The organism is Actinosynnema sp. NPDC049800 (assembly GCF_040656635.1).
Lineage (GTDB): Bacteria > Actinomycetota > Actinomycetes > Mycobacteriales > Pseudonocardiaceae > Actinosynnema.
The window spans coordinates 40,623-62,648 of the sequence record NZ_JBFAMT010000043.1 but is presented as its reverse complement, the minus strand read 5'-3'; the positions used below and the strand labels follow the sequence as shown (position 1 = coordinate 62,648).

Genomic DNA, 22,026 nt, shown 5'->3' with positions numbered 1-22,026 from the left:
GTTGCTCGCGGAACCGGGTTCGAGGAGCCTCTTGTGAGGTCCCGGTTCCTCGTGGGTGAGGTTCACGTGCGGCGGTGGGGTGTTCGCAGGCCGGTGACCACCATGTGGATCAGCAGGTCGTAGGTGTCGTCCAGCTTCTCGGGTCGTTGGAACGCGTTCTGCGCTTGCAGCACCGCGAAGCCGTGCATGGCCGCGCGCAGGCAGCGGACCGCGTGGATGGCTTCGGTGTCCTGCATGTCGTAGGCACGCAGGGCGGCCAGCATGATGTCGACCAGCCTTGCCCCGGCCTGCGCCGCCGTCGGCTCGGGTGTCTGGACGAGCGCGGAGTAGCGGTGCGGGTGCTCCACCACGTACTCGCGCCAGGTTGTCATGAGCGCGCGGATCGCCTCGTCGGCGGATCGGCCGAGGACCGCCCCTCCGATCCGCTCGGCCAGGTCGTCGATGATCCGCACCGACATGAGCGCGCGCAGCTCGGCCAGGTTGCGGACGTGCTTGTAAAGCGACGGCGTGGCCACGCCCGCGCGGGAGGCCACTGCCGCCAGGGTCAGCGCGGCGGGGCTCTCGTCGTCGACCAGGCGCAGCGCGACGTCGACCACCGCGTCCGCGGACAGCGCCGCCCTAGCCACGGGCGCCCGCACCGAGGAAGGCCAGGACCACCGTGGCGACCTCGGCCGGGAACTGCACGTGCGGGTAGTGGCCCGCCCCCTCGATCACCTCGACCCGGCCCAGCCCCGGGGGCATGGCCGCCACGATGCCCTCGCCTTCGGCGCGGGCATCGGTCCAGTCGGGGTCCAGCGAGCCCTCGACGACCAGCGCGGGGCAGCGGATGTCGCCGAGCCGGGCGCCCGCGTCGGTGGGCGCGGACATGCCCATGCTGCCCACCACCGCCATCCGGCCGGGCCTGCGCAGGTCCGCGTCGAGGGCGGCGACGTGCTCGACGAAGCCCGCCGGTTTGGCGCCGGGGTAGGCGTGGTCGAGGTAGCGCTTCCACAGCGCGACGCTGCGGAACACCCCCGCGCCCATGAGCAGCGCCATCCCCTTGCGGTAGCGGGGGTTGGAGAGCAGGCCGCCGAAGTCGACCTTCTGCGCCCGGGTGAACGGGCTGATCTGCACGATGGCGCTGACCGACTCGGGCTCCCGCGCGGCCGCGATGGTGACGGAGCCGCCGGTGAACGAGTGACCCACGAGCACGGCCGGACCGCCCAGGTGTCGGACCACGGCGAGCAGGTCGGCGGCCGAGTCGGTGCGGCTGTAGGAGGCCCAGCCGGTGCTGGACTCGCCGTGGCCGCGCTGGTCCACACTGGCGACTCGGTACCCGGCGTCGGCCAGTCGGACGGCCATCTCGCGGTAGGCGGCCCGGTTGTCGCCCATGCCGTGGGCCAGCACGATCAGCGGCCCCTCGCCGATCACCTCGTAGGCGAGCAGGCCGCCGTCCAGCTCGAGGAACTGCGTCATGTCGATCCCCTCACGGCTAATGACTATAGCTTAAAAGCTAATGGCATTAGCCGTGCCTGTCAACCGACTCGTACGGGCGGAACCGCCGCGCCGACTCCGAGCGTGATGGGTCATCGTCGGCCGTCGGCGGACGAACACCGAGGCATCCGCGCTCGGCCTGCCGCAGGCAGCGGGGGCACGATCACCGGCGACGGATCGCGCGGACCTGGAAGGTGTGCCGGCGGTCGCTCGTCGAGGAGGCGTGGCTGTTACGCCTGCGGCGGTACCGCTGCCGGCCGGTTCCGGTTACTTGATTCACGCTCGGGATGGCCTCCGTGCCCCGGCCCTGGTGGTCGACAGGTGGCCGTGAGGCGTCATCGGCGGTCGACGATCAGGGCTTCCACCACCGGGACGATGCGCAGGGTGTCGTTGGTGGGCACCGCGGTCTGACGGGTCTCACCGCCCACGACCCAGTCCACCACCAAGGAGAAGCGGCAGTCGCACGCCTTCGTCGGAAGTTGACGGCGAAGTCCTCCGGCTCGCCCTTGCTCACCTGGTACGGGAAGTCGGGCGCATTCTCGGCAGGCACGACGTCGGCTTCGTGGCACGGCATGCTGCCGTGACGTTTCGCAACCGGCCTCATCCGGTCTGTTACGGGAATGGCGGGTTCGCCGATACACGAGTCGAGGGGCCGGAGCGTCTGGCCGATCGTGATCGGGGGATCATGGCCGGGAACTCGCGATCCCGAGAGCTCGGAGACGAGCTCGAGCGACTCAAGCTCGCCAGTGGCCGCAGCTACGAGAGCATCGGTCGGAAGGTCCACCTGAGCAAGTCCGCCGTTCACCGGTACTGCACGGGAGCGAACGCGCCGCAGGAGTTCGCCGTCGTCGAGCGCATCGCGTCGGCGTGCGGCGCGAGCCGGGACGACATGATCCTGCTGCATCGCCTTTGGTTGCGCGCCACGGATTCCGCGAACGAGGTCGCCGACGACGAAGCGCCCGCCGAGGCCGTTCACTCGCCCGAACCGCCGAAGCCGCTCACGCCGATGGCCCCACGACCCGGCCGGAGGGTCCGGACTCGGCGCCTGACGGCGCTGGCCGTCGTCAACGCGGTGTTGGCCGTGATCCTGGTGTCGAGCACGACCGGCACGCATCTGGCCGCGACCGCCCCGGACCGGTCGGTGGACCAGCGGCTCACCGGGCCCGCCTGGACGCTGCCACCGGCTCCCGTGCCGAGCGCGCTGTTCGGCGTCACGATCAACAGCGCCACCGGAGCGATGCCCGCGTTCCGCGTCGGCGCCGTCCGGTTCTGGGACGGCGGCACGCGGTGGTCCGAGATCCAGCGGCACCGCGGAGAGTTCGACTGGGCGGTGCTGGACCGACTGGTGAGCGGTGCGGAGCGAGCGGGTGTTCCGCCCCTGTTCGTCTTCGGGGGCACCCCGAAGTGGGCCGCCCCGGACGGCCCGGTCGCGCCGTACCCGGACGCCACCGCCGCACCTCCGACCGACCTCTCGGACTGGGACCTGTTCGTCCGGACGCTGGTCGATCGCTACCGGGGGCGGATCGAGGCGTACGAGCTGTGGGTCCTCGCCAACGACCGCAAGTTCTACGCGGGCAGCGTGGAGACCCTGATCGAGATGTCCCGCCGGGCCGGGGACATCATCCGGTCAAGCGACCCGGACGCGACGGTGGTGTGCCCGGGGATGGGGGAGCTGTGGACTTCCGAGGGCGTGGCCTTCCTCCGGCGCTTCGCGGAACTCGGCGGGTACGACCACTGTGACGTCGCGGGCATCAAGCTGTTCAAGCGACAGGCGTCCGACCCGCCGGAAACGATGGTGGACCTGACCGCGTCGATCGATCGGGTCATGCACCGAGCCGGAGTCCACCCGCGGTTGTGGAGCACCGGCACCGCGTACTCGATCGCGTTGCAGGAACCCCTCGACGAGGCCACCGCCCGCAACCACGCCGTGCGGTTCTTCCTGGTGGGGATCTACGCGCGCAAGGTCAACCTCGAACGGATGTACTTCTACAACTGGGGCGGTACGAGGATCCCGATCGTGCTTCAACCGGTTGGCGGAGTGCCGACGAGCGCGGCGCTGGCCGTCGAGCAGTTGCAGCGCTGGCTGCACCACGCCCACAGCCGTGCGTGCGGCCACGGCGCCCCGGCGAACCTGCCGGACAACGTGTGGCAGTGCGAGTTCACCGTGACCGAGCCCGGCCAGACCTACGACGCCACGATCCGCTGGACCGACGAGGGAACCGCCACCCTCACGGCCGGTCCTCGCAGCCAGGAATTGCGCCACCTCGACGGGAGGGTCGAGAAAGTGCGATCGGGAGACACGATCACGGTCACCGAAGAGCCTGTTCTCATCGCCGCGAGTACCGATCCCCGCCGCTGACGGGAATCACCACAGTACCGCCGCAGCGTCCCGCCGCTGCGCGTTCTCGCAGGTCAACGCCTACATTTCGTCCCACCATCCCTGGTGCGGCCCCTGCGCTTGTTCCCGCGTCACGTGCCGATCAAGCTGCGTGTGCCCGACGAGTACGCGTTCTGCTCGACCGGAAGGATGGTTCCGTTGCGCGCCTTCTTCAAAGGAAGATCACTGGTCAGCGCGGCGCTGACCGTGACCCTGATCGGGGCATCGGTCGTGGCCCTCCCGTCGGTGTTCCCGACGCGCGCGGAACGGCCGGAGACGGCCGCCGGAGGTCCCGCGCCGGACGGGACGTCGGCGTTGCGCACCGCGCGCTTGCGCAACGCGCCGGTCGAGGTGGTGGGACAGCGCACGGAAACGTCCACCACGTGGGCGAACCCCGACGGCTCGTTCCGCACCGAGTTGGCCGCGGGCCCGGTGCGGACGAAGAAGGACGGGGAGTGGCTCACGGTCGACCCGGCGCTGCGGGTCGACCGGGACGGCGTCCGGCCGAAGGCGACGGGGTGGGAAGCGACGTTCGCGCGTGCGAGGGGCGCTCGCGAGCAGACGACAGCGCTGGTGTCGACCCAGGTCGGCGGCCACGACGTGACCATCGGTTGGCAGGGGGCACTGCCCGAACCCGAGGTCGACGGCGTGAAGATCACTTACCCGGACGTGCGGCCGGACACCGACCTCGTGGTGGAGTCCCGCCGGTCCGGCTTCGAGCAGTACTTCGTGCTGAAACGGCGCCCTACGGGACCGGTCTCGTTCTCGGTGCCGATCACGGTGGAAGGGCTCGAGGCCGTCCGCACGTCGCCCGGCGGCATGGTGGAGTTCGTGGACGACGCCGGCACCGTGATCGCGACCATGCCGCCGCCGCGGATGTGGGGAGCGGAGCGCGACGAACGCCTCGGTGAGCCTACGCGCTCGACGCCCGTGGACCACGAAGTGAACCAGTCCGGTGACGCGGTCACCGTGACCCTGCGCCCGGATCAGGGATTCCTCGCCGATCCGGCCGTTGCCTACCCGGTCACCGTCGACCCGTACCTGGTGTTCCGCACCACCTTCGACACCTACGTCGACACCACCCAGGGCAACACGCCGAAGCACACGCAGATCGAACTCCAGTCGGGCACCAACGGCGAGAAGATCGCCCGATCGCTGCTCAACTTCGACGTCGGCCCGCTGCGTGGCGCGACCGTCGAACAGGCCCGGGTCATCGTCTGGAACGACAACTCTTACGTGTGCGAGCCGCGCCCGGTCGAGCTGTGGTCGACCTCCGGTCCGGCGGACGCGACCACCGTGTGGGCCAACCGGCCGACGCTCGGCCAGCGCTACGACGTCAAGGTCGAGTCCCACCACCACAACTCGTGCGGCGGTTCGGCGTGGATCCACTTCAACGCCACCGAACTGGTGCGGAGTTGGTTGGCGACGCCGAACAACCTGCACTCGGCGCTGATCAAGGCGGGCGACGAGAAGAACATCAAGGACTGGAAGAAGTTCCAGTCGGCGGACGCCGCGTCGGCGTGGCCCCGGCTCGACGTCACCTACACGTGGCCGCTGCGGCTCAGCGCGCCCGCCGTGACGCCGTCGACGGCTCCGGAGGCCAGCCCGACGTGGACGCGGTCGGACCGGCCGACGCTCAACGCCCGAGTCGAGGACGACGACGACCTCGCCGACGAGGTGACCTTCGAACTGCAGGAAGCCGGTGGCACGCCGGTCACCTCGGGCACCGTCACGTCGACGACGCCGAACGCGACCGTCTCCTGGCAGGTGCCGACGCCGCTCACGGCGGGAACGGCGTACCGGTTCCGGGCCAAGGCGACGAAGAACAGCGTTGAGGCGGCATCGCCGTGGCTCACCTTCACCCCCGACTTCGTCGCACCGGCCGCGCCCGCGGTCGCGTCCTCGGACTACCCGGAAGGCCGCTGGGCCGGCGGCACCGGCACGCCCGGGTCGTTCACCGTCACCCCGCCGACCGCCGACGTCTCGTGGGTGGTGTGGCGACTCGACGACGGCCCGAGCCAGGAGGTGCCGTACTCCGGCACGCCGCACACGATCACCGTCACACCGGAGTCCGACGGCAGGCACACGCTGACGGCGTGGGCCCGTGACGCAGCCGGCAACGACTCCTCGCCGACGACGTACCGGTTCCACGCCGGGACGGGCGCGGTGACGAGCCCGGAGCCGGGCGCGCGCACAGCGCGGCGGGTCCAACTGTCCGCTCTGGCGCGAGCCGAGCTGACCACCGTCACCTACGCCTACCGGCGCGGTGCGGCCGACACGTGGAAGCCGGTCCCACAGGGCGACGTGCGCCGCAAGTCGGACGGGGCGCAGATCACCTGGCCGGTCGGGGTGTCGAGCGACCTCGTCTGGGACGTCACGCGCACCCTCACGACGGACGGCGTCATCCAGATCAGGGCCGAGTTCACCGCCGGGCAAGCATCACAGGGCGTCGACCTCGTCGTCGACCGCGCCGCCGACGCCGCCGCGAGTGAGCAGATCGGGCCTGGCACCGTCAACCTGCTGACTGGCGACTACGCGTTGTCCGCCGACGACGTGTCGGCGTTCGGCGTGGGCATCTCGCGCACGTTCTCCTCACGCGATCCGCTGGCCGGCGCCGAACAGGACGGCACCGTGGCGATGTTCGGGCCCGCCTGGACCTCCGGCGGGACCTCGCAGGACGCCGTCGGCCAGTTCACCCAACTCCGCGCCACGTCGGCCACGTCGGTCGAGGTGGTCCGCACCGACGACACGGCGGTGGGATTCACCCGGGACGTCGACGGGACGTGGGTCCCGCAGCCGGACGCCGGCGAGTTGAGCCTGACCCACGACGCGTCGAACGACCGCTACAGCCTGCGGGACACCGAGGGGCGCACCACCGTGTTCGCCAAGGTCGCCGCCGAGGTCAGCACCTATGCGGTCCGCACCACCTTCCCCGCGACCGCCAACGCCGAGACGGTCTACGTGTACGACGCGGTGGTCGGCGCCGACCACAAGACCCGCGCCCGGCTGCGCAAGATCATCCCACCGACAACGGCGGTGAGTTCCCCGGCGCAGTGCGACGTGGAGGTCCCGACGACGCTGCCGCACGGCTGCCGGGTCGTGGAGCTGGTGTACGCGCCCCGGACGACCGCGACCGCCACCGTGCTCGGTGACTACACCGGTCAGGTGAGCCTGATCAAGGTGTGGGAGTCCGGTGCCACCGTTCGGGAGACGGGTCTCGGTCGGTACGCCTACGACACGCTGGGACGGCTGCGCGAGGTGTGGGATCCGCGGCTCAGCCCGGCGCTCAAGACCAAGTACGAGTACGACTCCGGGCGGATCAGTCGCCTGACGCCGCCGGGTGAGCTGCCGTGGACGTTCTACTACGGCCGCGCCGGAAACGACGACACGGCCGGTGACGGGATGCTGCTCGCGGTGTCCCGCCCGGCGCTGGAACCCGGCACGAAGAACGAGGTCGAGGGCGACGCCCTGACCACGCTCGTCTACGACGTCCCGGTGAGCGGCCAGGAGGCGCCACACGACATGGCGGAGTTGTCGGTCGCCGCCTGGGCGCAGCGCGACGCGCCCACCGACGCGACGGCGATCTTCCCGGCGGACCAGGTGCCGGGCAGCCACACCGGGCGTGACAACCTCGGCGCCGGCGACTACCGGCGCGCCACCGTGCACTACCTCAACCCCGATGCCCGGGAGGTCAACGAGATCCAGCCCGGCGGGCACACCAGCACGACCGAGCACGACGAGTACGGCAACGTGGTGCGCACCTTGTCCGCTGCCAACCGGCAACTCGCACTGGGCGACGGTGCTCGGTCGACCCACCTGGGCATGGCGGACAAGTCCCCCGCGGAGCGAGCGGCGTTGCTGTCGACCACCACGGTCTACGAGGCCGACGGGCAGCGCAAGACGCACGAGTACGGCCCGCTGCACGTGATCCAGTTGGCGAACGCAGTGCCGGCGACCGGGGGTGTGCCGGTGCTGCCCGTGGGCAGCCGCGTGCCGGCACGCACGCACAAGGCGGTCTTCTACGACGAGGGCCGGCCGGCGGACGGCAGCGCGAAGGTCGAGAACAAGGAGACCCGGGAGGTGACCGGAGCCGCGATCACCGGCTACCCGGTCGACGCCGACCAACGAACGCGTACGACCGAGTACGACTGGACGAACGGGCTGGAGACCAGGACCGTGCAGGACCCGGGTGGTCTGGCACTGGCGACGACCACGGTCCACGACCCGCAGGGCCGTCCGATCGAGTCGAGCCTGCCCGCGTCGAGTGGCAACGACGCCGCCACGACCGTCACCACCTACTACTCCGCGGCCGTCGGCGGTCACTGCGGCGGCCGTCCGGAGTGGGCGGGCATGATCTGCCGGGTCGAGCCGAAGGCACCCATCACCGGTGGCGGCGCGAACCCGTCCGACGGGGTCGTCAAGACCACGACCTACGCGGCGAACGGCCTGGTGGACCAGACGATCGAGTCGGCAGGCGGCGTCTCCCGCGTCACCAGCACGACCTACGACCCTGCGGGCCGCAAGGTGACGGTGACGGTCACCGGTGGCCTGGGGGCACCCGTGCCCGCGGTCACCACCGAGTACGACCCGGCGACCGGAAGGGTCGCTCGAACGGTGGGCTCGGACGGTGCCGCGGTTGCCGTGGGTTATGACGCCCTCGGTCGGGTTCTGACGTACACGGACGCCGATGGCGGCCGCACGACGTACCACAACGACGCGCTGAACCGCCCGGTGAAGGTCACGAACACCGTGCCGTCGGAGGTCACGTACGAGTACGACACCACGAGAGAACCGCGTGGACTGGCTGTGGGGATGACGGACTCGATAGCCGGCACCTTCACCGCGACGTACGGTCCGGGCGGGGAGATCGTCGAGCAGAAGATGCCGTCAGGCGTGATCATGCGCGATACCGTCGACGAGACCGGCGTGTCGGTACGGCGCAGCTACACCGCCGCGAACAGCGTGGTCCTGCTCGACAGCACGTCGAGCAACTCGGTGCACAACCAGGTGCTGACGCAGGCTGATCTGTCCACACAGGACTTCCAGTACGACGCCGTGGGTCGCTTGGTCCGCGCGGACGACACGTGCGTCACCCGGTCGTACGGGTACGACAGGAACTCCAACCGCACGTCGAAGCAGACCACGACCTGCCAGGGGGGAAACACGGTCGAGGCGCACGCGTACGACACGAAAGACCGGTTGGTGGACGAAGGCCACGGCTACGACGCCTTCGGTCGAACGGTGACGATGACAGGCGGGGCGGGCCGCCTGACCTACTACGTGAACGACCGAATCCACACCCAAGCCGTCGGTGGTGCGGAGCAAACCTGGACGATGGACGCCACGTCCCGCGTCCGCTCCACCGCTCTGGAAGGCGGCTGGACCCGGATCAACCACTACGGAACCGAACACGACACCCCGGACTGGATAGTGGAGGATCGGTCGACGAACGCGCTGACCCGCAACGTCAAGGGCCTGGACAACGACCTGGCGGCAACGACCTCGGCGTCCGGCGACGTGCAGCTCCAGCTGACCGACCTGCACGGCGACATCACGGTGGTCTACGATCCGGCGACCGCGACTGCCACGACCCGGGCCACGGACGAGTTCGGCGTCCCCCGGCAGGGCCAGGCGCCCACGAGGTACGGCTGGTTGGGCGCCGCCCAGAGATCGTCCGAAACCCTGGACGGCATGATGGTGATGGGTGTGCGCCTGTACAACCCCGCGACAGGCCGCTTCCTCCAAGTCGACGCGGTCGCCAACGGCAACGTCAACAGCTATGACTACTGCGTGGGCGACCCGAACAACTGCAGTGACACCAGCGGCTACAACCCCAACTGCGAGTGGAGATGGGGGATGAAGATGTGTGGTCGCATCATCAACCTGACCCCGTTGCCGATCCTGGTGGCGAAGGATTGGGGAACCAAGAGCCCGACCAAGTGGCTGTGGCCCGGGGGCAGGACGACGTGGGGCCAGGATTGGGATGGTGTGAAGGTTTTCGCCTGGGGCCGGGTGTACGGAGTGTGGATCGCGCCATGGAGGTGGTTCCACATACGCAACTCGCCACGGTGGTTGCCGGCCATCATCTACTGAACTGATCGCGATGACCGCCCCGATCCCCCTGTCCTGGGGGAATCCGGGCGGTCGTCGGATCGCACAGGACGGCAAGGTGTGCGTGGCCGTTGGCGAAGGTGAGGTCGGCGCTGCTCGCGAACGGGGCACAAGCCGCTCGGCCTCGCCGACGACCTCCGGAGCGTGTGGGCCTACGGAGCGGGTCAGGCGATGGGGGAACGGCTCGGGGTGCTGCCGAGGCCGTCGCCGGCGCGCGGGTTGGGCAAGGCGCGGGACGTGCTCGTCCGGGGGCTGCGCAACGGCGCGGCCGGTGTCGCGCTGTACGCGGCGTTCCGGTCCTGTCCGCCGCGCGTGCGGCCACCCCGCGCGAACGGGCCGGGAGGTGAGAGCGCTCATCTGAGACCTGGACGGGACGCTGGTGAAGACCGGGAACGTCGTCCTCGACGAGGACGTCGAGATGTTGCGCCACGTGCGCGACAGCGGTGTCCGGACCACGCTGATCACCGGCCGCCCTTCGCGGGCCCTGTCCGACGTCCCCGCGGAACCCCTGTTGCTCTTCGCGAAGGTCCTCACGTCCAACGGCGCTTCGGTGGTTACCGGCGGTCGGGTGCGGATCATCGCTCCGCTCGACCGGGGCCAAGGGCTCGAGTGCGTTACGGCGCTCCGCGCGGTCGATCCGACGGTGGCGTGCGCCACGGAGCTCGAGACGACCTTCGGGTACGAGCGGGGGTACGCCTGGTGGCCGGCCACCGACACCGAGCCCGGTGCGGTGTGCGCCGACATCGCCGCCCTGTTCCACCTCGGCCGGCCCGCGACGCGGTTGCTGTGCCGGAGCGGGACGCGGAGCGCGGCGGAACTGGCCCGCACGGCCGAGGCCGTCGACTCTCGCCTCACCGCGCCGCGGTCCGCCATAGTTCCGGCACCGGTCGATCCCCGAGCCGCAACCGGACGCTGCGTGCGCCGTCCTCTGTGGAGTCGTGCGCGAGTTCCGCGGGGAGGTGTGGGATGTCGCGGTAGGTCAGCACCACCTCCGCGGGCAGGTCGGCGTGGGCGCGCAGCTCGGCGAGGTCGCCGTCGAACGCCGCCGAACCGTCCTTGATGATGACGACGCGATCGCTGAGCGCTTCGACGTCCTTCATGTCGTGGCTGGTCAGCACGATGGCGGTGCCGAACGTCCGGTTGATCTCGCGGAAGAGGTCCCGCACGACCACCTTGGCCTCGACGTCCAGGCCGATCGTCGGCTCGTCGGCGAACAGCAGCGTCGGCCGGTGGAGCAGGGCCAGGGCGAGCTCGCAGCGCATGCGCTGCCCGAGCGAGAGGTGGCGGACCGGTGTGTCGAGGATGTCCGTGATGCCCAGCAGGTCGCCGAGCTGCACCACCGTCGCCGCGAAGTCGTCGCGGGAGATCTCGTACATGCTCCGGTGGATCCTGAGCGACTCGCGGGTGGACACGTCCCACCACAGCATCGCCTTCTGGCCGAAGATCACCGAGATCCGGGACAGGAACGAGTACGACCGGTCCGCGGGCCGCTCACCGCACACTTCCAGGTCGCCCTCGGTCGGCACCAGGAGCCCGCACAGCATCTTGACGAGAGTGGTCTTGCCCGCCCCGTTGCGCCCGAGCAGGCCGACGATCTCGCCCCGTCCGACGGTCAGGTCGACGCCGTGGACGGCCCGCACGCTCGTGAGCTCGCGGCGGAAGAGGCTGCGGACGGCGCCCGACAGCCCTTGTGGTTGCCGGTGGAACTCGTAGGTCTTCCCCAGGTTCTGCGCCTTGATGACCGGTTCGGTCGCTGAAGAACGCGTGCGCAAGGTGAACTCCTCGCCGATCGCGCAGGGCAAGGGGATCGGCAGACGTCCACGCTTGGCGCTCCAGCCCTGAGGAGCAGGTGACACTGTAGCGCCGTCCTCGTCCGGGCCGGTGGATCCGGACCGGACGTCAGCCGGTGGGGCGAACCGCCGACGGCGTCACCCCGGGCTCGTCACCATCAGTCGAGGTCGTCGTCCTCGTCGTCGACCTCGGTGTCCCGGTTCGGCAGCACGGTGGCCAGGTAGGAGCGCAGCGCGGCGGTGGTGCCCACGTCACGGCCCGCGTTCTCGGACAGGAACCAGCGGTGGACCAGGACCTCGTGGAACAGCTCCGCCGGGGCCAGGACGCCGAGCAGGTCGGGCGGCACGGCGGCGACCACCGGGTCGTAGACCTCGTTGCGCCACAGGTGGCCGGCGGTCGTCTCGGGCACGGGCGCGCCGTCGCGCTGCTCCAGGTAGGCGCGGAACGAGCGCAGGTCGTTGAGCAGGCGCCTGGCCTGCCCCTCCTGCACCTCCAGGCCGGTGAGCTTGAACAGCTCGCGGCGGCTCTGGCCGATCTCGGCGACCCGGATGTCCACCCGCAGCCGCGCGCCGCTGTCCGAGGTGACCAGCTCGACCTCGTCGACGTCGAAGCCGAGGTCGTTGAGCCGGCGCAGGCGTTCGGCGACCCGGTAGCGCTGCTCGTCGAGCTGGAAGAACTCCTCGCGGGTCACCTCCTCCCACAGCGCGGCGTACCGGCGGGGCACGCTGTCGGCGACCTCGATCGGGTCGATGTCCGACGGCAGCAGGCCGCCGGCCTCGAGGTCCATCAGCTCGCCGCCGATGCGCTCACGGGCCAGGTCCACGTCGTAGGTCCGCTGGCCGGCGGACAGCTCCGGGTGTCGCTCGACGGTCTCGGCGTCGACCAGGTAGGCAGCCAGGTTGCCCGCGTCCAGCCGGAACAACGTGTTCGACAGCGAGCAGTCGCCCCAGAACGTGCCGGACAGGTGCAGCCGGACCAGCAGCCCGACCAGCACGTCCACCAGGCGGTCCGCCGAGTGCTCGACGCGCGGGCTGGAGAACAGGTAGCGGTAGGACATCGAGTGGTCGAGGTAGCGGGTGACCAGGATGGCCTGCTGGTCGTCCGGGCGGTCGACGCACAGCCCGAGCACCGACACCGAGGGCATGCCCTCCCGCTCCAGGTCGCCGAGGATCGAGTACTCGTGGCGGGCCAGCGACTCGGCGATCTCCTTGAGCGCGTACACGCGGCCCTCGCTGGCCACGAACCGCACGACGTGCCGCGAGATACCGCGTTGGGGCACGGTCAGCAGCAGCTTCTCGTCCCACTCCTCCAGGGGCTGGGCCCAGGGCAGCGAGAGCAGTCCACCGGCCTCGCTGGCGGGTGGGCGGAAGAGGAATCGCATGTGCTCCCCGAGGCTGGTGCGCGGACGACGCTGAAACTACCTCGTCACGGCACCGTCGAGCCACGCGATGTGTCCTGGTCGTCACGATCAAGAAGGCCCTCGGCGGTTCGGCGAGGCGGATACTGCCGGGTGTGGACGCTGCCGGGGTGGGACCCATCGACGGACGGACGCGGGTCGGGCTGGTGGGGGTCGGCACCATCGCCCGGACGCACCTGGAGGTGCTCGCGGAACGGCCCGAGGTGGACCTGGTGTTCACCGTCGACCCGCACGCCGGGCCGCCGGTGTTCCGGGGCGCGACCCCCGCGCACTACCGCGACCTCGACGACGCGTTGGCGGCGCACCGACCGCACCTGGTGGTGATCGCCACGCCGGCGGACTCGCACGCCGACCTGGCCACGTCGGTGCTGACCGGCTCCGCCGCACGGGTGCTGGTGGAGAAGCCCTTGGCGCCGGACCTGGCGTCGGTGGACCGGCTGAGCGGCGTGGACGGCGCGCACGACCGGCTGTTCACCGCGCACCACTTCGCGTTCTCGCCCGAGGTGGAGTGGGCGGCGGACCTGGTGGCCGCGCACCCGGAGTGGGGGCCGGTCACCTCCATCACCTCGGCGTTCAACGACCCGTACGTGCTCAAGGGCGACCAGGCGTTCACCTCCTACCTCTCGGCGTGGACCGACTCCGGCATCAACCAGCTCACCGTGCTGGCCCGGTTCGTGCAGGTCGGCGCGGTGACGTCGCTGCGGGACGAGCGCACGAGCTGCTGGGCGGTGGCGTCGTTCCGGTCCCGCGGCGCGGTGGGCACGGCCCGGTTGCACACCAGCTGGCGCACCGGCGCGAGCAGCAAGTCCACCGCGTTGACCTGCGGTGACGTGGAGGTGTGGCTGGACCACACGGCGATGACCGCGTTCGCGTTCCGGGGCGGTGAGCTGCTGGCCGAGCACGGCGGCGACGGCCGGACCCCGCGCAAGGTCGCCCACTACCGCCCGCTGTACGCGATCCTGCTGTCCGACCGGCCGGACCCGATCCTCGGTCTCACCACCGCCGCGACCCTGACCGGACTGCACGCCACCGCCGGCCGCCTCGGGCCGCGGACGCCCGCAGGCGTGCTGGACGACTTCGAGTGACCGCCGGCCGTCTACATTGGCCCGCATGATCTTCGGGATCGCGGCGCTCGTGCCCGCCCTGTTCTTCGTGATCGGCGTGATCCGGGACCGGCGGCGGCTCGGCAACGCCGTGTGGCTCGGTGTGACGCTGGTGTTCCTGCTGCTGTGGCTGGTGTTCCGGGCCTCGGCGAACGGCGGCTGGTCCGCCGTCGTCGTCGGCTACGCGTTCGTGGCCGTGCTGCTGGGGTTGGGTTTCGTGCTGCCGACCGCGTTGATCGCCAACGGCGTGCTCATGCTGCGCCGCGAGGGTTTCGGCCTGGCCAACCTGCTCTCGCTGCTCGCCGGCCTGGCGATCTTCGGGGTGGTGCTCGCGTTCGGCTTCGCCACCGCGCACACCGGGCCGGTGGTCGACGCGCTGATCGGGTCGCTGCTGATCGTCGCGGCCTACGTCGCGTTCCTGTTCGTCAGCCTGCTGCTGTACTCGATCGTGTACGGCAGCATCGGCCGCCGCACGGGCTTCGACGCGGTGATCGTGCTCGGGGCGGGCCTGATCGGCGACCGCGTGCCGCCGCTGCTGGCCGCACGGCTGGACCGCGGCCTGCACCTGTACCGCCGCGAGGTGGCTGCGGGCCGCACGCCGCTGCTCGTCGTCTCGGGCGGGCAGGGGCCGGACGAGGCGGTGTCCGAGGCCGCGGCGATGCGCGACTACCTGCTGCGCCGCGACGTGCCGGACGAGCTGATCGTGCTGGAGGACCGCGCGACGACGACCGAGCAGAACCTGGCGTACAGCGCGCGGCTGCTCGCCGAACGCGACTGGACCGGCCGGGCGGTCGCGGTGACCAACAACTTCCACGTCTTCCGCGCCGCCGTGCTGGCCCGCAGGCTGCGGCTGCGCATGCAGATCATCGGCGCCCCGACGGCGTGGTACTTCCTGCCCAGCGCGTTCCTGCGCGAGTTCGCCGCGCTGCTGGCCCAGAACCCGCTCGTCCACACCCTCACGTGCGGCCTGCTGGTCGGCCTGCACCTGCTGCTGGCCCTGTCCTGATCCCGCCCGGACGACCTCACACCCGGACGGTGAGCGAGGCGAGCCCTGCGGCGGCGGTCGGCGTGCCCGGGTCGAGGTGAGCCCGGTTCCCGTGCGGTCGTCAGCGGAAGTGGTCGGCGAACCAGGAGACGATCAGCTCGACGGTGTCGGCGAGCCCGGCCCGGTCCCACTCGTGCCCGACGCCGGGGTGCAGCACGAGCCGCGCCGGTTTGCCCAGCTCGCGCAGCCTGCCGTACATCCGCTCGGACTCCGCCGGGTCGACCCTGGTGTCGTTCTCGCCGTGCATGATCAGCACGGGCGCGGTGAGCCGGTCGGCGTGCTCGAGCGGGCTGCGCTCGGTGAGGACGGCCACGTCGGCCGGGTCGTCGGGATCGCCGATCCAGTCCACCGCCCGCTTGCGCCAGGTCGGCGGGAACGACCGGATGTCGTTGAGCAGGTCCGACGAGCCGCACTCGCTCACACCGGCCCGCCACAGGTGCGGCAGCCTGGTCAGGCACGACAGCGCGGCGAACCCGCCGTAGGACGCGCCGTGCACGCCCAGCCGGGCCGTGTCGGCCCACGGCACGTCGTGGAGCAGCCGCGCCGCCGCCTCCAGGTCGGCCAGGTCGCCGCCGCCCCAGTCGCGGTAGATCAGCCGCTGGTAGCGCATCCCGTAACCGGACGAACCCCGGATGTTGGGCGCGAGCACGCCGATCCCGCGTGCCAGCAGCGCCTGCACGAGCGGGTCGAACCCCGGCTTCGCCTGGAACTCCGGTCCGCCGTGGACGGTCACGACCACCGGCGCCGGGTGCTCCGCGCTCGCCGACGGCGGCCGGTAGAGCAGGCACGGCACGGTCTCGCCGTCGGCGCTCGTGGTGCGCACGACGGTCGGCGGCACGACCGCGCCCGGCAGCCGCGCCCCGCAGTCGGTGAGCCGCCGCGCCTCGTCCCGGTCCAGGTCCACCAGGAACAGGTCGGTCGCCGCGTCCGGCCGGGCGAGCTGCACCAGCAGCTCACCCGACGCGGTGAACCTCGGGGCGAAGCCGTCGAAGCCGAACTCGGCAACCGAGACCCCGCGTGGCAGCCCGGTGACGTCGGCGGGTGCTCCTCCGACGTCGGCCCACCTCAGCCGGGTGTAGCCGTCCTCGTTGACGCCCCACGCCAGCCGCGTGCCGTCCGGTGAGAGGGCGGCGCCCTCCACGTCGGCCTCCGGCGTGTCGATCCAGGTCAGCCCACCGTCCAGGGACAGCGTGGCGAGGCCGAGGAAGTCACGGCCCTGCGTCGTGCACAGGTGGACGCCGGACGAGTCGGGCAGCCACGCGACCGGGTGGTACTTCGCCGGACCGTCGTGCGGGGTGAGCAGCCGGACCTCGTCGGTGGCGAGGTCGCACGCGAACAGGTCCTGCTCGGTGTTCTGGTGCAGCCGCAGCACGAGCAGCAGCCGTGCGTCGGGGGAGAAGCCCATCGGCAGGTAGCGGTCGTCGCCGCGCAGCACCATCCGCTCGTCGCCGGTGCGCAGGTCGCGCACCAGCACGTCGAACACCTCGCGGTCACGCGCGTTGCTCGCGTAGGCCAGCAGCGCCCCGTCCGGGCTGTAGGGCCGGCCGGTGCTGCCGTACGGCGTGCCGATCTCGCACCGCACGCCCTCCTCGGCGACCAGCCACACCACCTCGCCCGTGGCCGGGTCGACCTCGGCCAGCCGGTGGTCCTCGCCGCCGTCCGGGTCGGTCAGCACCAGCAGCCGCGCGCCGTCCGGCCGCCAGACGCACCGGCGGACCGACCCGGGCACCTCCACGTGACGCGGGGTGCCGCCCAGCGGCGACACCCACGGCTGCGGGCGGCCGGAGGCGTCGCTGACGCACACCACGGACCTGCCGTCCGGGCTCGGCTCGGCGCCGGTCAGCCACTCGAAGTCGGTCCAGGTCATCGCCCCGCCTCCGCGATCGCGTGCTGCACGGTGGCGGCGGCGACGATCCCGCGCCGGAACCAGCCCAGGTCCAGGTTCTCGTTGGGCGCGTGGTTGGCCTCGTCCACGTTGGCCAGCGGCACGCCGTAGCAGGGCACGTCCCACGCGTCGGTGAACGCGGCGATCGGCAGGCTGCCGCCGAGCGCCGGCACGAGCAGCGGCGGTTCGCCCAACCCGGCCTCCGCGCCGGCCAGGACCGCGTTCGTCCACCGGGTCTCCGGCAGCGTCCGGGAGGGCTGCATCGCCGCGCCCTCGACCAGGTCCACGTCCGGCGCGTGCACGGCCAGGTGGGCTCTGAGGGCGGCGAGCACCGCTTCCGCCCGTTGCCCGCCGACCAGCCGCATGTCGCACCGCGCCACCGCCCGGTTCGGGATGACGGTGCGGTGTTCCGGGGTGTCCTCGCAGCTCAACGAGTTGATCGTGAACGTGGGCGAGGCCAGCCGGCGGCTGTAGCCGAGGTCGGCGGGCGGTTCCATCGCGGTGACGCCGATGCCCGCGAGGGTGGCGGGCACGTCGACCGGCAGCCGGTCCAGCGCGTCGCGTTCACGGGGGCTCAGCGGGACGACGTCGTCGGTGACGCCGTCTACCAGGATCCGGCCGTCGGGCGAGCGCATGGTCGCCAGGGCGTGCACCAGCCGCCACGCGGGGTTCGGCGCGACACCGCCCCAGTTGCCGGAGTGCAGCACGCCGGACGCGCCCGTGGTCCGCAACTCGAACGTGACGACGCCGCGCACGCCGAGCACCACCGCGGCGCGGCCGGACTCGTGCACCGGGCCGTCGCTCCACACCACCAGGTCCGGCCGGTCGATCCCGCGCAGCACCGACGCCAGGTGCGGGCTGCCGATCTCCTCCTCGCCGTCGAGCAGCACGGTCACCCGGCACGGCAGGCCGCCGGTCAGCTCGCGCAACGCCCGCAGGCCGAGCAGTTGGGCCAGGTGCTGGCCCTTGTTGTCGCCGGCGCCCCGGCCGTAGAGCCGGCCGTCGCGGAAGTCGGGCGTGAACGGCGGGGTGACCCACTCGTGCGGCGGTCCGGGTGGCTGCACGTCGTAGTGGCCGTAGACCAGCACGTGCGGCGCGCCGGGCGGGCCGGGCGCGGCGCCCAGCAGGGCGGGCCAGCCGTCGGTCTGCCTGATCTCGGCCTGGAAGCCGTTGCGCCGCAGCAGTTCCGCGCCGTGCGCGGCGGCGTCCGCCATGCCTTCGCCCGTGCGGCTGATGCTCGGTCGGGCGACCCACCCGGCCAGTTCGGCCAGCAGTTCGCCGTCCCGTTCGCGCACCCACTCGCCGACCCGCCGCGCCAGTCCGTCCACGCCACACCCCTAGTGATTTCACGAAGTGCAATCGATAGCAGTGAACCAAACCACTGGCGGGCGCGGCAAGGACGGGTGGGTTAGCCTCTGCGGCGTGCCGGCCCCGCCTGATCACCCCGCCCGCGACGCGACGGTCGAGGAGCTGAAGGTGCTCGCGCACCCGCTGCGCTGGCGCATCCTGCGGTTGTGCTGGGACCGGGCGTTGACGAACAAGGAGCTGTCGGACCGGCTCGGCGTCGCGCCGGCGACCGTGCTGCGGCACGTGCGGGCGTTGGTGAAGCGGGACTTCCTGGCCGCCGAACCGGTGCGCAGCGGCACGCGCGGCGCGTTGGAACGGCCGTACCGGGCGACCGGCCGGACGTGGCGGCTGGGGTTGGTCGACGTCGAGGGCGAGGGCCTGGTCCAGCGGGTGGACCTGGCGATGCTCGCCGCGCACCGGGCCGAGGTGCTGGAGGCCGGGCCGGACGCCAACCGGGACAGCGCGAGGGGCGTGCTGCGCCTCGGCGCGGCGTCCCAGGCGGAGCTCAACGCCCGGTTGACCGCGCTGATCACCGAGTTCGTCGAGCGTGACGAGGCCGACGGCGAGCCGTTGAGCTACCTGTGGTCGCTGGTGGCGCGCCCCGGGTTCCGAGAGGGCTGAACGCCTCAGGTGGTGGTGTCGGAGCGCTCCCGCCCTCCAGTGCTCGAACCGGTGGCGGCAGCGGCTTGCGCACCGGAAGGTCCTCGACGTCGTCGAGCACCCGCAGTGGCGCTGTCCGCGCGGGATGGAGCCGACGCCGCCCTGCTCGACGTCGGCCCGGTCCGCTGTCCGAGCAGCACGCCGACCGGCACGAGCACGAGCCCCAGCACCTGGTGCGCGCCCAGCGACTCGTCCGCCACCAGCAGACCGAGCACGACCCCGGTGACCGGGTTCAGCAGGCCGATCAACCCCACCGTGCCCGCCTCCAGGTGGCGCAGGCCGGTGAACCAGGCGACGAACGCGACCGCCGTGGCGACGACGGACACGTACGCGAAGCCGAGCAGGGTGGCGCCGGTGAGCGGCGGGGGAGCGCCCTCGACCACGAGCGCGGGCCCGACGAGCACCGCGCCGCCCGCGACGAGCTGCCAGGACGTCATCGACAGCACATCCGCGCCCGCGCCCCAGCGCTTCGTCAGGACGTGCCCGAACGCGGACAGCGCCATCGCGGCGACCGACACCACGACCCCGAGGAAGTCGACGGCGTCCACGCCCGAGGCGAGCATGAGCACCACGCCGACGATGCCGGTGAGCGCGCCCAGCACCGCCCGGCCACGCGGCCGTTCACCGAGCAGCGGCCACGCCAGGGCGATCATCACGACCGGTGACGTGGCCGTGATCGTCGAGGCCAGGCTCGTCGGCAGCAGCTGTGCGGCGAGGTAGACGAGCGCGAAGAACGCGCTCATGTTCACCGTGCCGAGCACCAGCGACCGCCACCACCACCGGCCACGAGGGCGTTCGCGGCACAGGAGGAGGAGCAGCACGCCGGCGGGGAGCGCGCGCAGCGCCGCTCCCCACAGCGGGTGGCCGGCGGGCAGGAAGTGGTGCGTGACGTAGTACGTCGAGCCCCACGCGACCGGCGCGATCGCCGTGACCAGGCCCCACCGGATAGTTTCCACGGAAGACATTGTAGCTTCCGTGGAAGCTATGCTGTGGTGTCATGGAACTCGACCGCGTGGCCCGCATCCAGGCCGAGTGGGCCCGGGAACGGCCGGACCTCGACGTCACGCCCCAGGGCGTCATCGGCAGGCTGCACCGCCTCGCGGCCGTGCTGACCGAGCAGCTGGCCGTCGTGTACCGGCGGCACGGGCTCGGCGAGGGGGAGTTCGACGTGCTCGCCGCGTTGCGCCGGGCCGGCGCGCCCTACGAGCGCGCGCCGGGGGAGCTGGCCCAGCACACGATGGTGACCACGGGCGCGATCACCAAGCGCATCGACCGGCTGGAGCGCGACGGCCTGGTGACGCGCAGGCCGGGGCACGGCGACGCCAGGCGGCGCGTGGTCGCGTTGACCGAGGCGGGCAGGCGCGTGATCGACCAGGCGTTCACCGAGCACATGGCCAACGAGCGGCAGCTGCTCGACGCCCTCGACGCCGAGGACGCCGGGCGGTTGGAGCAGATCCTGACCACGTGGCTGGCCCGGTTCGAACCGCCGCGCTGACCGCCGCCGTGGTCCCGTCGTGCTCGCCGTCGTGGTCGCTGTCGTGCTCGCTGTCGTGCTCGCTGTCGTCCGCCCCGGTGGTTCGGCCGGTCGGTGGTCGGGCCGGTCGTTTGCGCGCACCCACGTCGGGTAGTCGGACGGCAACCGAAGTGGGTTTCCGCGAGGCAACGGGAGTCGACATGTCCAGACCCGGCACAGCGACGACACGCACACCGGTCCAACTGGCGGCGGCGGTGGTGGGCGCGGTGTTCCTCGTGGTCGGGATCGCCGGGTTCATCCCCGGCATCACCACCGACTACGACACGATCCAGTTCGCGGGGCACGAGTCGCAGGCGAAGCTCTTCGGCGTGTTCGCCGTGTCGATCCTGCACAACATCGTGCACCTGGCGTTCGGCGTCCTCGGGCTGGTGATGGCCAAGACGGCGCGCAACGCGTTCCTGTACCTCGTCGCGGGCGGCGTCGTCTACCTGCTGCTGTGGTTGTACGGGCTCCTCGTCGACCACGACAGCTCGGCCAACTTCGTGCCCGTCAACACCGCCGACAACTGGCTGCACCTGCTGCTGGGCCTCGGCATGATCGCGCTCGGCTTCGCGCTGGGCCGCTCGGCCCGTCCGGCTCGGGCCGACGGGACCGGGTGACCCGGGGGACGTGGCGAGCGTGACCCCCGAATCCGGGTCCGGGTCCGGGTCTTGGTTCGAGCCCGGACCTTGGTCCGAGTCCGAGTCCGGGTCCGGGTCCGGGTCCGGGTCCGAATCCGGGGCCGAGGACACGCCGACGCGTGGCCTCCAGCGGTACGTGCGGGCCGTCGCGGTCGAGCTGGGGTTGGCGGGCGAGTGCTGGCGCGCCAACCCCGGCCCGCCCGCGACGGCCTGCCTCGACGTGCACGGGAATCTGCCGTCGTTCCCGGGCCGCGACTTCGCCCTGCTGTGGGACGAGGAGTACGGCTGGGCCGCCGCCGTCCGCACCCGGCCGGCCGAGCAGCCGGTGGTGATCACCTACCGGGGCGGCGACGTCCTGCCGCCCGCGCCGGAGGTGGCTGCGTACGTGGCGGCGCTGAGGCGTGGCGACCACCCCGGCGACCCGAGGCCGATCCGGTTGCGCGCTTACGGCACGCCGGACGACCTGACCGACCGCCTGCGCACCTACCGGCCGTGAGCCGGCCACACCGCAACCTCCCCGCGCCCGCGCCGAGCTGTGCCCGTGCCGACCTGTGGCTGCGCCGAGCTGTGGCTGCGCCGAGCTGTGGTTGCGCCGAGCTGCGGGCGCGGATGCGGGTGCGGGCGTTCGGTCCCGGTGAGGGAACGGTGGGGCCGGGGTGGTGA

The 22,026-nt window shown here is 71.8% G+C and carries 15 protein-coding genes and 1 pseudogene; 9 read left to right on the top strand and 7 right to left on the bottom strand.

Annotated elements, in window-relative coordinates; genetic code table 11:
• Positions 1 to 62 precede the first annotated feature (62 nt).
• The gene (locus AB0I91_RS33190; protein ID WP_499640492.1) at positions 63 to 626 is read right to left on the bottom strand and encodes a TetR/AcrR family transcriptional regulator; all 564 of its coding nucleotides are present in this window, start codon (positions 624 to 626) and stop codon (positions 63 to 65) included.
• Positions 619 to 1,455, bottom strand: a complete 837-nt coding sequence (locus tag AB0I91_RS33185; RefSeq protein WP_499617790.1) for an alpha/beta fold hydrolase — start codon at positions 1,453 to 1,455, stop codon at positions 619 to 621. The genes AB0I91_RS33190 and AB0I91_RS33185 overlap by 8 nt, the downstream gene beginning before the upstream one ends.
• Before the next feature lie 598 nt (positions 1,456 to 2,053).
• On the opposite strand from AB0I91_RS33185, the gene AB0I91_RS33180 reads away from it, so the two are divergent.
• The 3 genes and pseudogenes from AB0I91_RS33180 to AB0I91_RS33170 all read left to right on the top strand — a co-directional run.
• A complete protein-coding gene (locus AB0I91_RS33180) occupies positions 2,054 to 3,832 on the top strand; it encodes a helix-turn-helix domain-containing protein (RefSeq protein WP_499617791.1) in 1,779 nt (592 codons plus the stop codon).
• A gap of 84 nt (positions 3,833 to 3,916) precedes the next feature.
• Positions 3,917 to 9,943: a DNRLRE domain-containing protein gene (locus AB0I91_RS33175; protein ID WP_499640490.1), complete on the top strand. Its 6,027-nt coding sequence runs from the start codon at positions 3,917 to 3,919 to the stop codon at positions 9,941 to 9,943.
• 382 nt (positions 9,944 to 10,325) lie between these two features.
• Positions 10,326 to 10,586: pseudogene (locus AB0I91_RS33170) on the top strand (HAD hydrolase family protein); the annotation flags it as partial.
• Positions 10,587 to 10,812: 226 nt separating this feature from the next.
• Here AB0I91_RS33170 and AB0I91_RS33165 read toward each other — a convergent pair.
• Entirely contained in the window at positions 10,813 to 11,733 is a 921-nt protein-coding gene (locus AB0I91_RS33165; RefSeq protein ID WP_499617793.1) for an ABC transporter ATP-binding protein, read from the bottom strand.
• Positions 11,734 to 11,909: 176 nt separating this feature from the next.
• The gene (locus tag AB0I91_RS33160) at positions 11,910 to 13,133 is read right to left on the bottom strand and encodes a DUF4032 domain-containing protein (protein ID WP_498786653.1); all 1,224 of its coding nucleotides are present in this window, start codon (positions 13,131 to 13,133) and stop codon (positions 11,910 to 11,912) included.
• Between the two features lie 146 nt (positions 13,134 to 13,279).
• Here AB0I91_RS33160 and AB0I91_RS33155 point away from each other — a divergent pair, with 146 nt between their 5' ends.
• Together AB0I91_RS33155 and AB0I91_RS33150 are read left to right on the top strand one after the other, a co-directional pair.
• Positions 13,280 to 14,254 carry a Gfo/Idh/MocA family protein gene (locus AB0I91_RS33155; protein ID WP_499640488.1) on the top strand — a complete coding sequence of 325 codons (975 nt, stop codon included), beginning with the start codon at positions 13,280 to 13,282 and terminating at the stop codon, positions 14,252 to 14,254.
• A gap of 25 nt (positions 14,255 to 14,279) precedes the next feature.
• Positions 14,280 to 15,278, top strand: coding sequence for a YdcF family protein (locus AB0I91_RS33150; RefSeq protein WP_498786650.1), 999 nt, complete (start codon positions 14,280 to 14,282; stop codon positions 15,276 to 15,278).
• 100 nt (positions 15,279 to 15,378) lie between these two features.
• Here AB0I91_RS33150 and AB0I91_RS33145 read toward each other — a convergent pair whose 3' ends face one another.
• Both AB0I91_RS33145 and AB0I91_RS33140 read right to left on the bottom strand, forming a co-directional pair.
• Positions 15,379 to 17,184 carry a S9 family peptidase gene (locus AB0I91_RS33145; RefSeq protein WP_499640486.1) on the bottom strand — a complete coding sequence of 602 codons (1,806 nt, stop codon included), beginning with the start codon at positions 17,182 to 17,184 and terminating at the stop codon, positions 15,379 to 15,381.
• On the bottom strand, positions 17,181 to 18,530 hold the full coding sequence (locus tag AB0I91_RS33140) for a M20/M25/M40 family metallo-hydrolase (RefSeq protein WP_499640485.1): 1,350 nt from the start codon (positions 18,528 to 18,530) through the stop codon (positions 17,181 to 17,183). Before AB0I91_RS33140 ends, AB0I91_RS33145 begins: the two co-directional genes overlap by 4 nt.
• A gap of 94 nt (positions 18,531 to 18,624) precedes the next feature.
• Here AB0I91_RS33140 and AB0I91_RS33135 point away from each other — a divergent pair, with 94 nt between their 5' ends.
• Positions 18,625 to 19,170 (top strand): ArsR/SmtB family transcription factor, encoded by a 546-nt coding sequence (locus tag AB0I91_RS33135; RefSeq protein WP_498786644.1) that lies wholly within the window; start codon positions 18,625 to 18,627, stop codon positions 19,168 to 19,170.
• A gap of 5 nt (positions 19,171 to 19,175) precedes the next feature.
• Here the strand turns inward: AB0I91_RS33135 and AB0I91_RS33130 are convergent, their stop codons facing one another.
• The gene (locus AB0I91_RS33130; RefSeq protein ID WP_499640483.1) at positions 19,176 to 20,174 is read right to left on the bottom strand and encodes a DMT family transporter; all 999 of its coding nucleotides are present in this window, start codon (positions 20,172 to 20,174) and stop codon (positions 19,176 to 19,178) included.
• Between the two features lie 32 nt (positions 20,175 to 20,206).
• On the opposite strand from AB0I91_RS33130, the gene AB0I91_RS33125 reads away from it, so the two are divergent.
• The 3 genes from AB0I91_RS33125 to AB0I91_RS33115 all read left to right on the top strand — a co-directional run bounded on the left by AB0I91_RS33125 (position 20,207) and on the right by AB0I91_RS33115 (position 21,859).
• Positions 20,207 to 20,704: a MarR family winged helix-turn-helix transcriptional regulator gene (locus AB0I91_RS33125; RefSeq protein WP_498786640.1), complete on the top strand. Its 498-nt coding sequence runs from the start codon at positions 20,207 to 20,209 to the stop codon at positions 20,702 to 20,704.
• Between the two features lie 179 nt (positions 20,705 to 20,883).
• Positions 20,884 to 21,342 (top strand): DUF4383 domain-containing protein, encoded by a 459-nt coding sequence (locus AB0I91_RS33120; protein WP_498786638.1) that lies wholly within the window; start codon positions 20,884 to 20,886, stop codon positions 21,340 to 21,342.
• Positions 21,343 to 21,499: 157 nt separating this feature from the next.
• Positions 21,500 to 21,859, top strand: coding sequence for a DUF6292 family protein (locus tag AB0I91_RS33115; protein ID WP_498786636.1), 360 nt, complete (start codon positions 21,500 to 21,502; stop codon positions 21,857 to 21,859).
• The last annotated feature ends 167 nt before the right edge of the window (positions 21,860 to 22,026 follow it).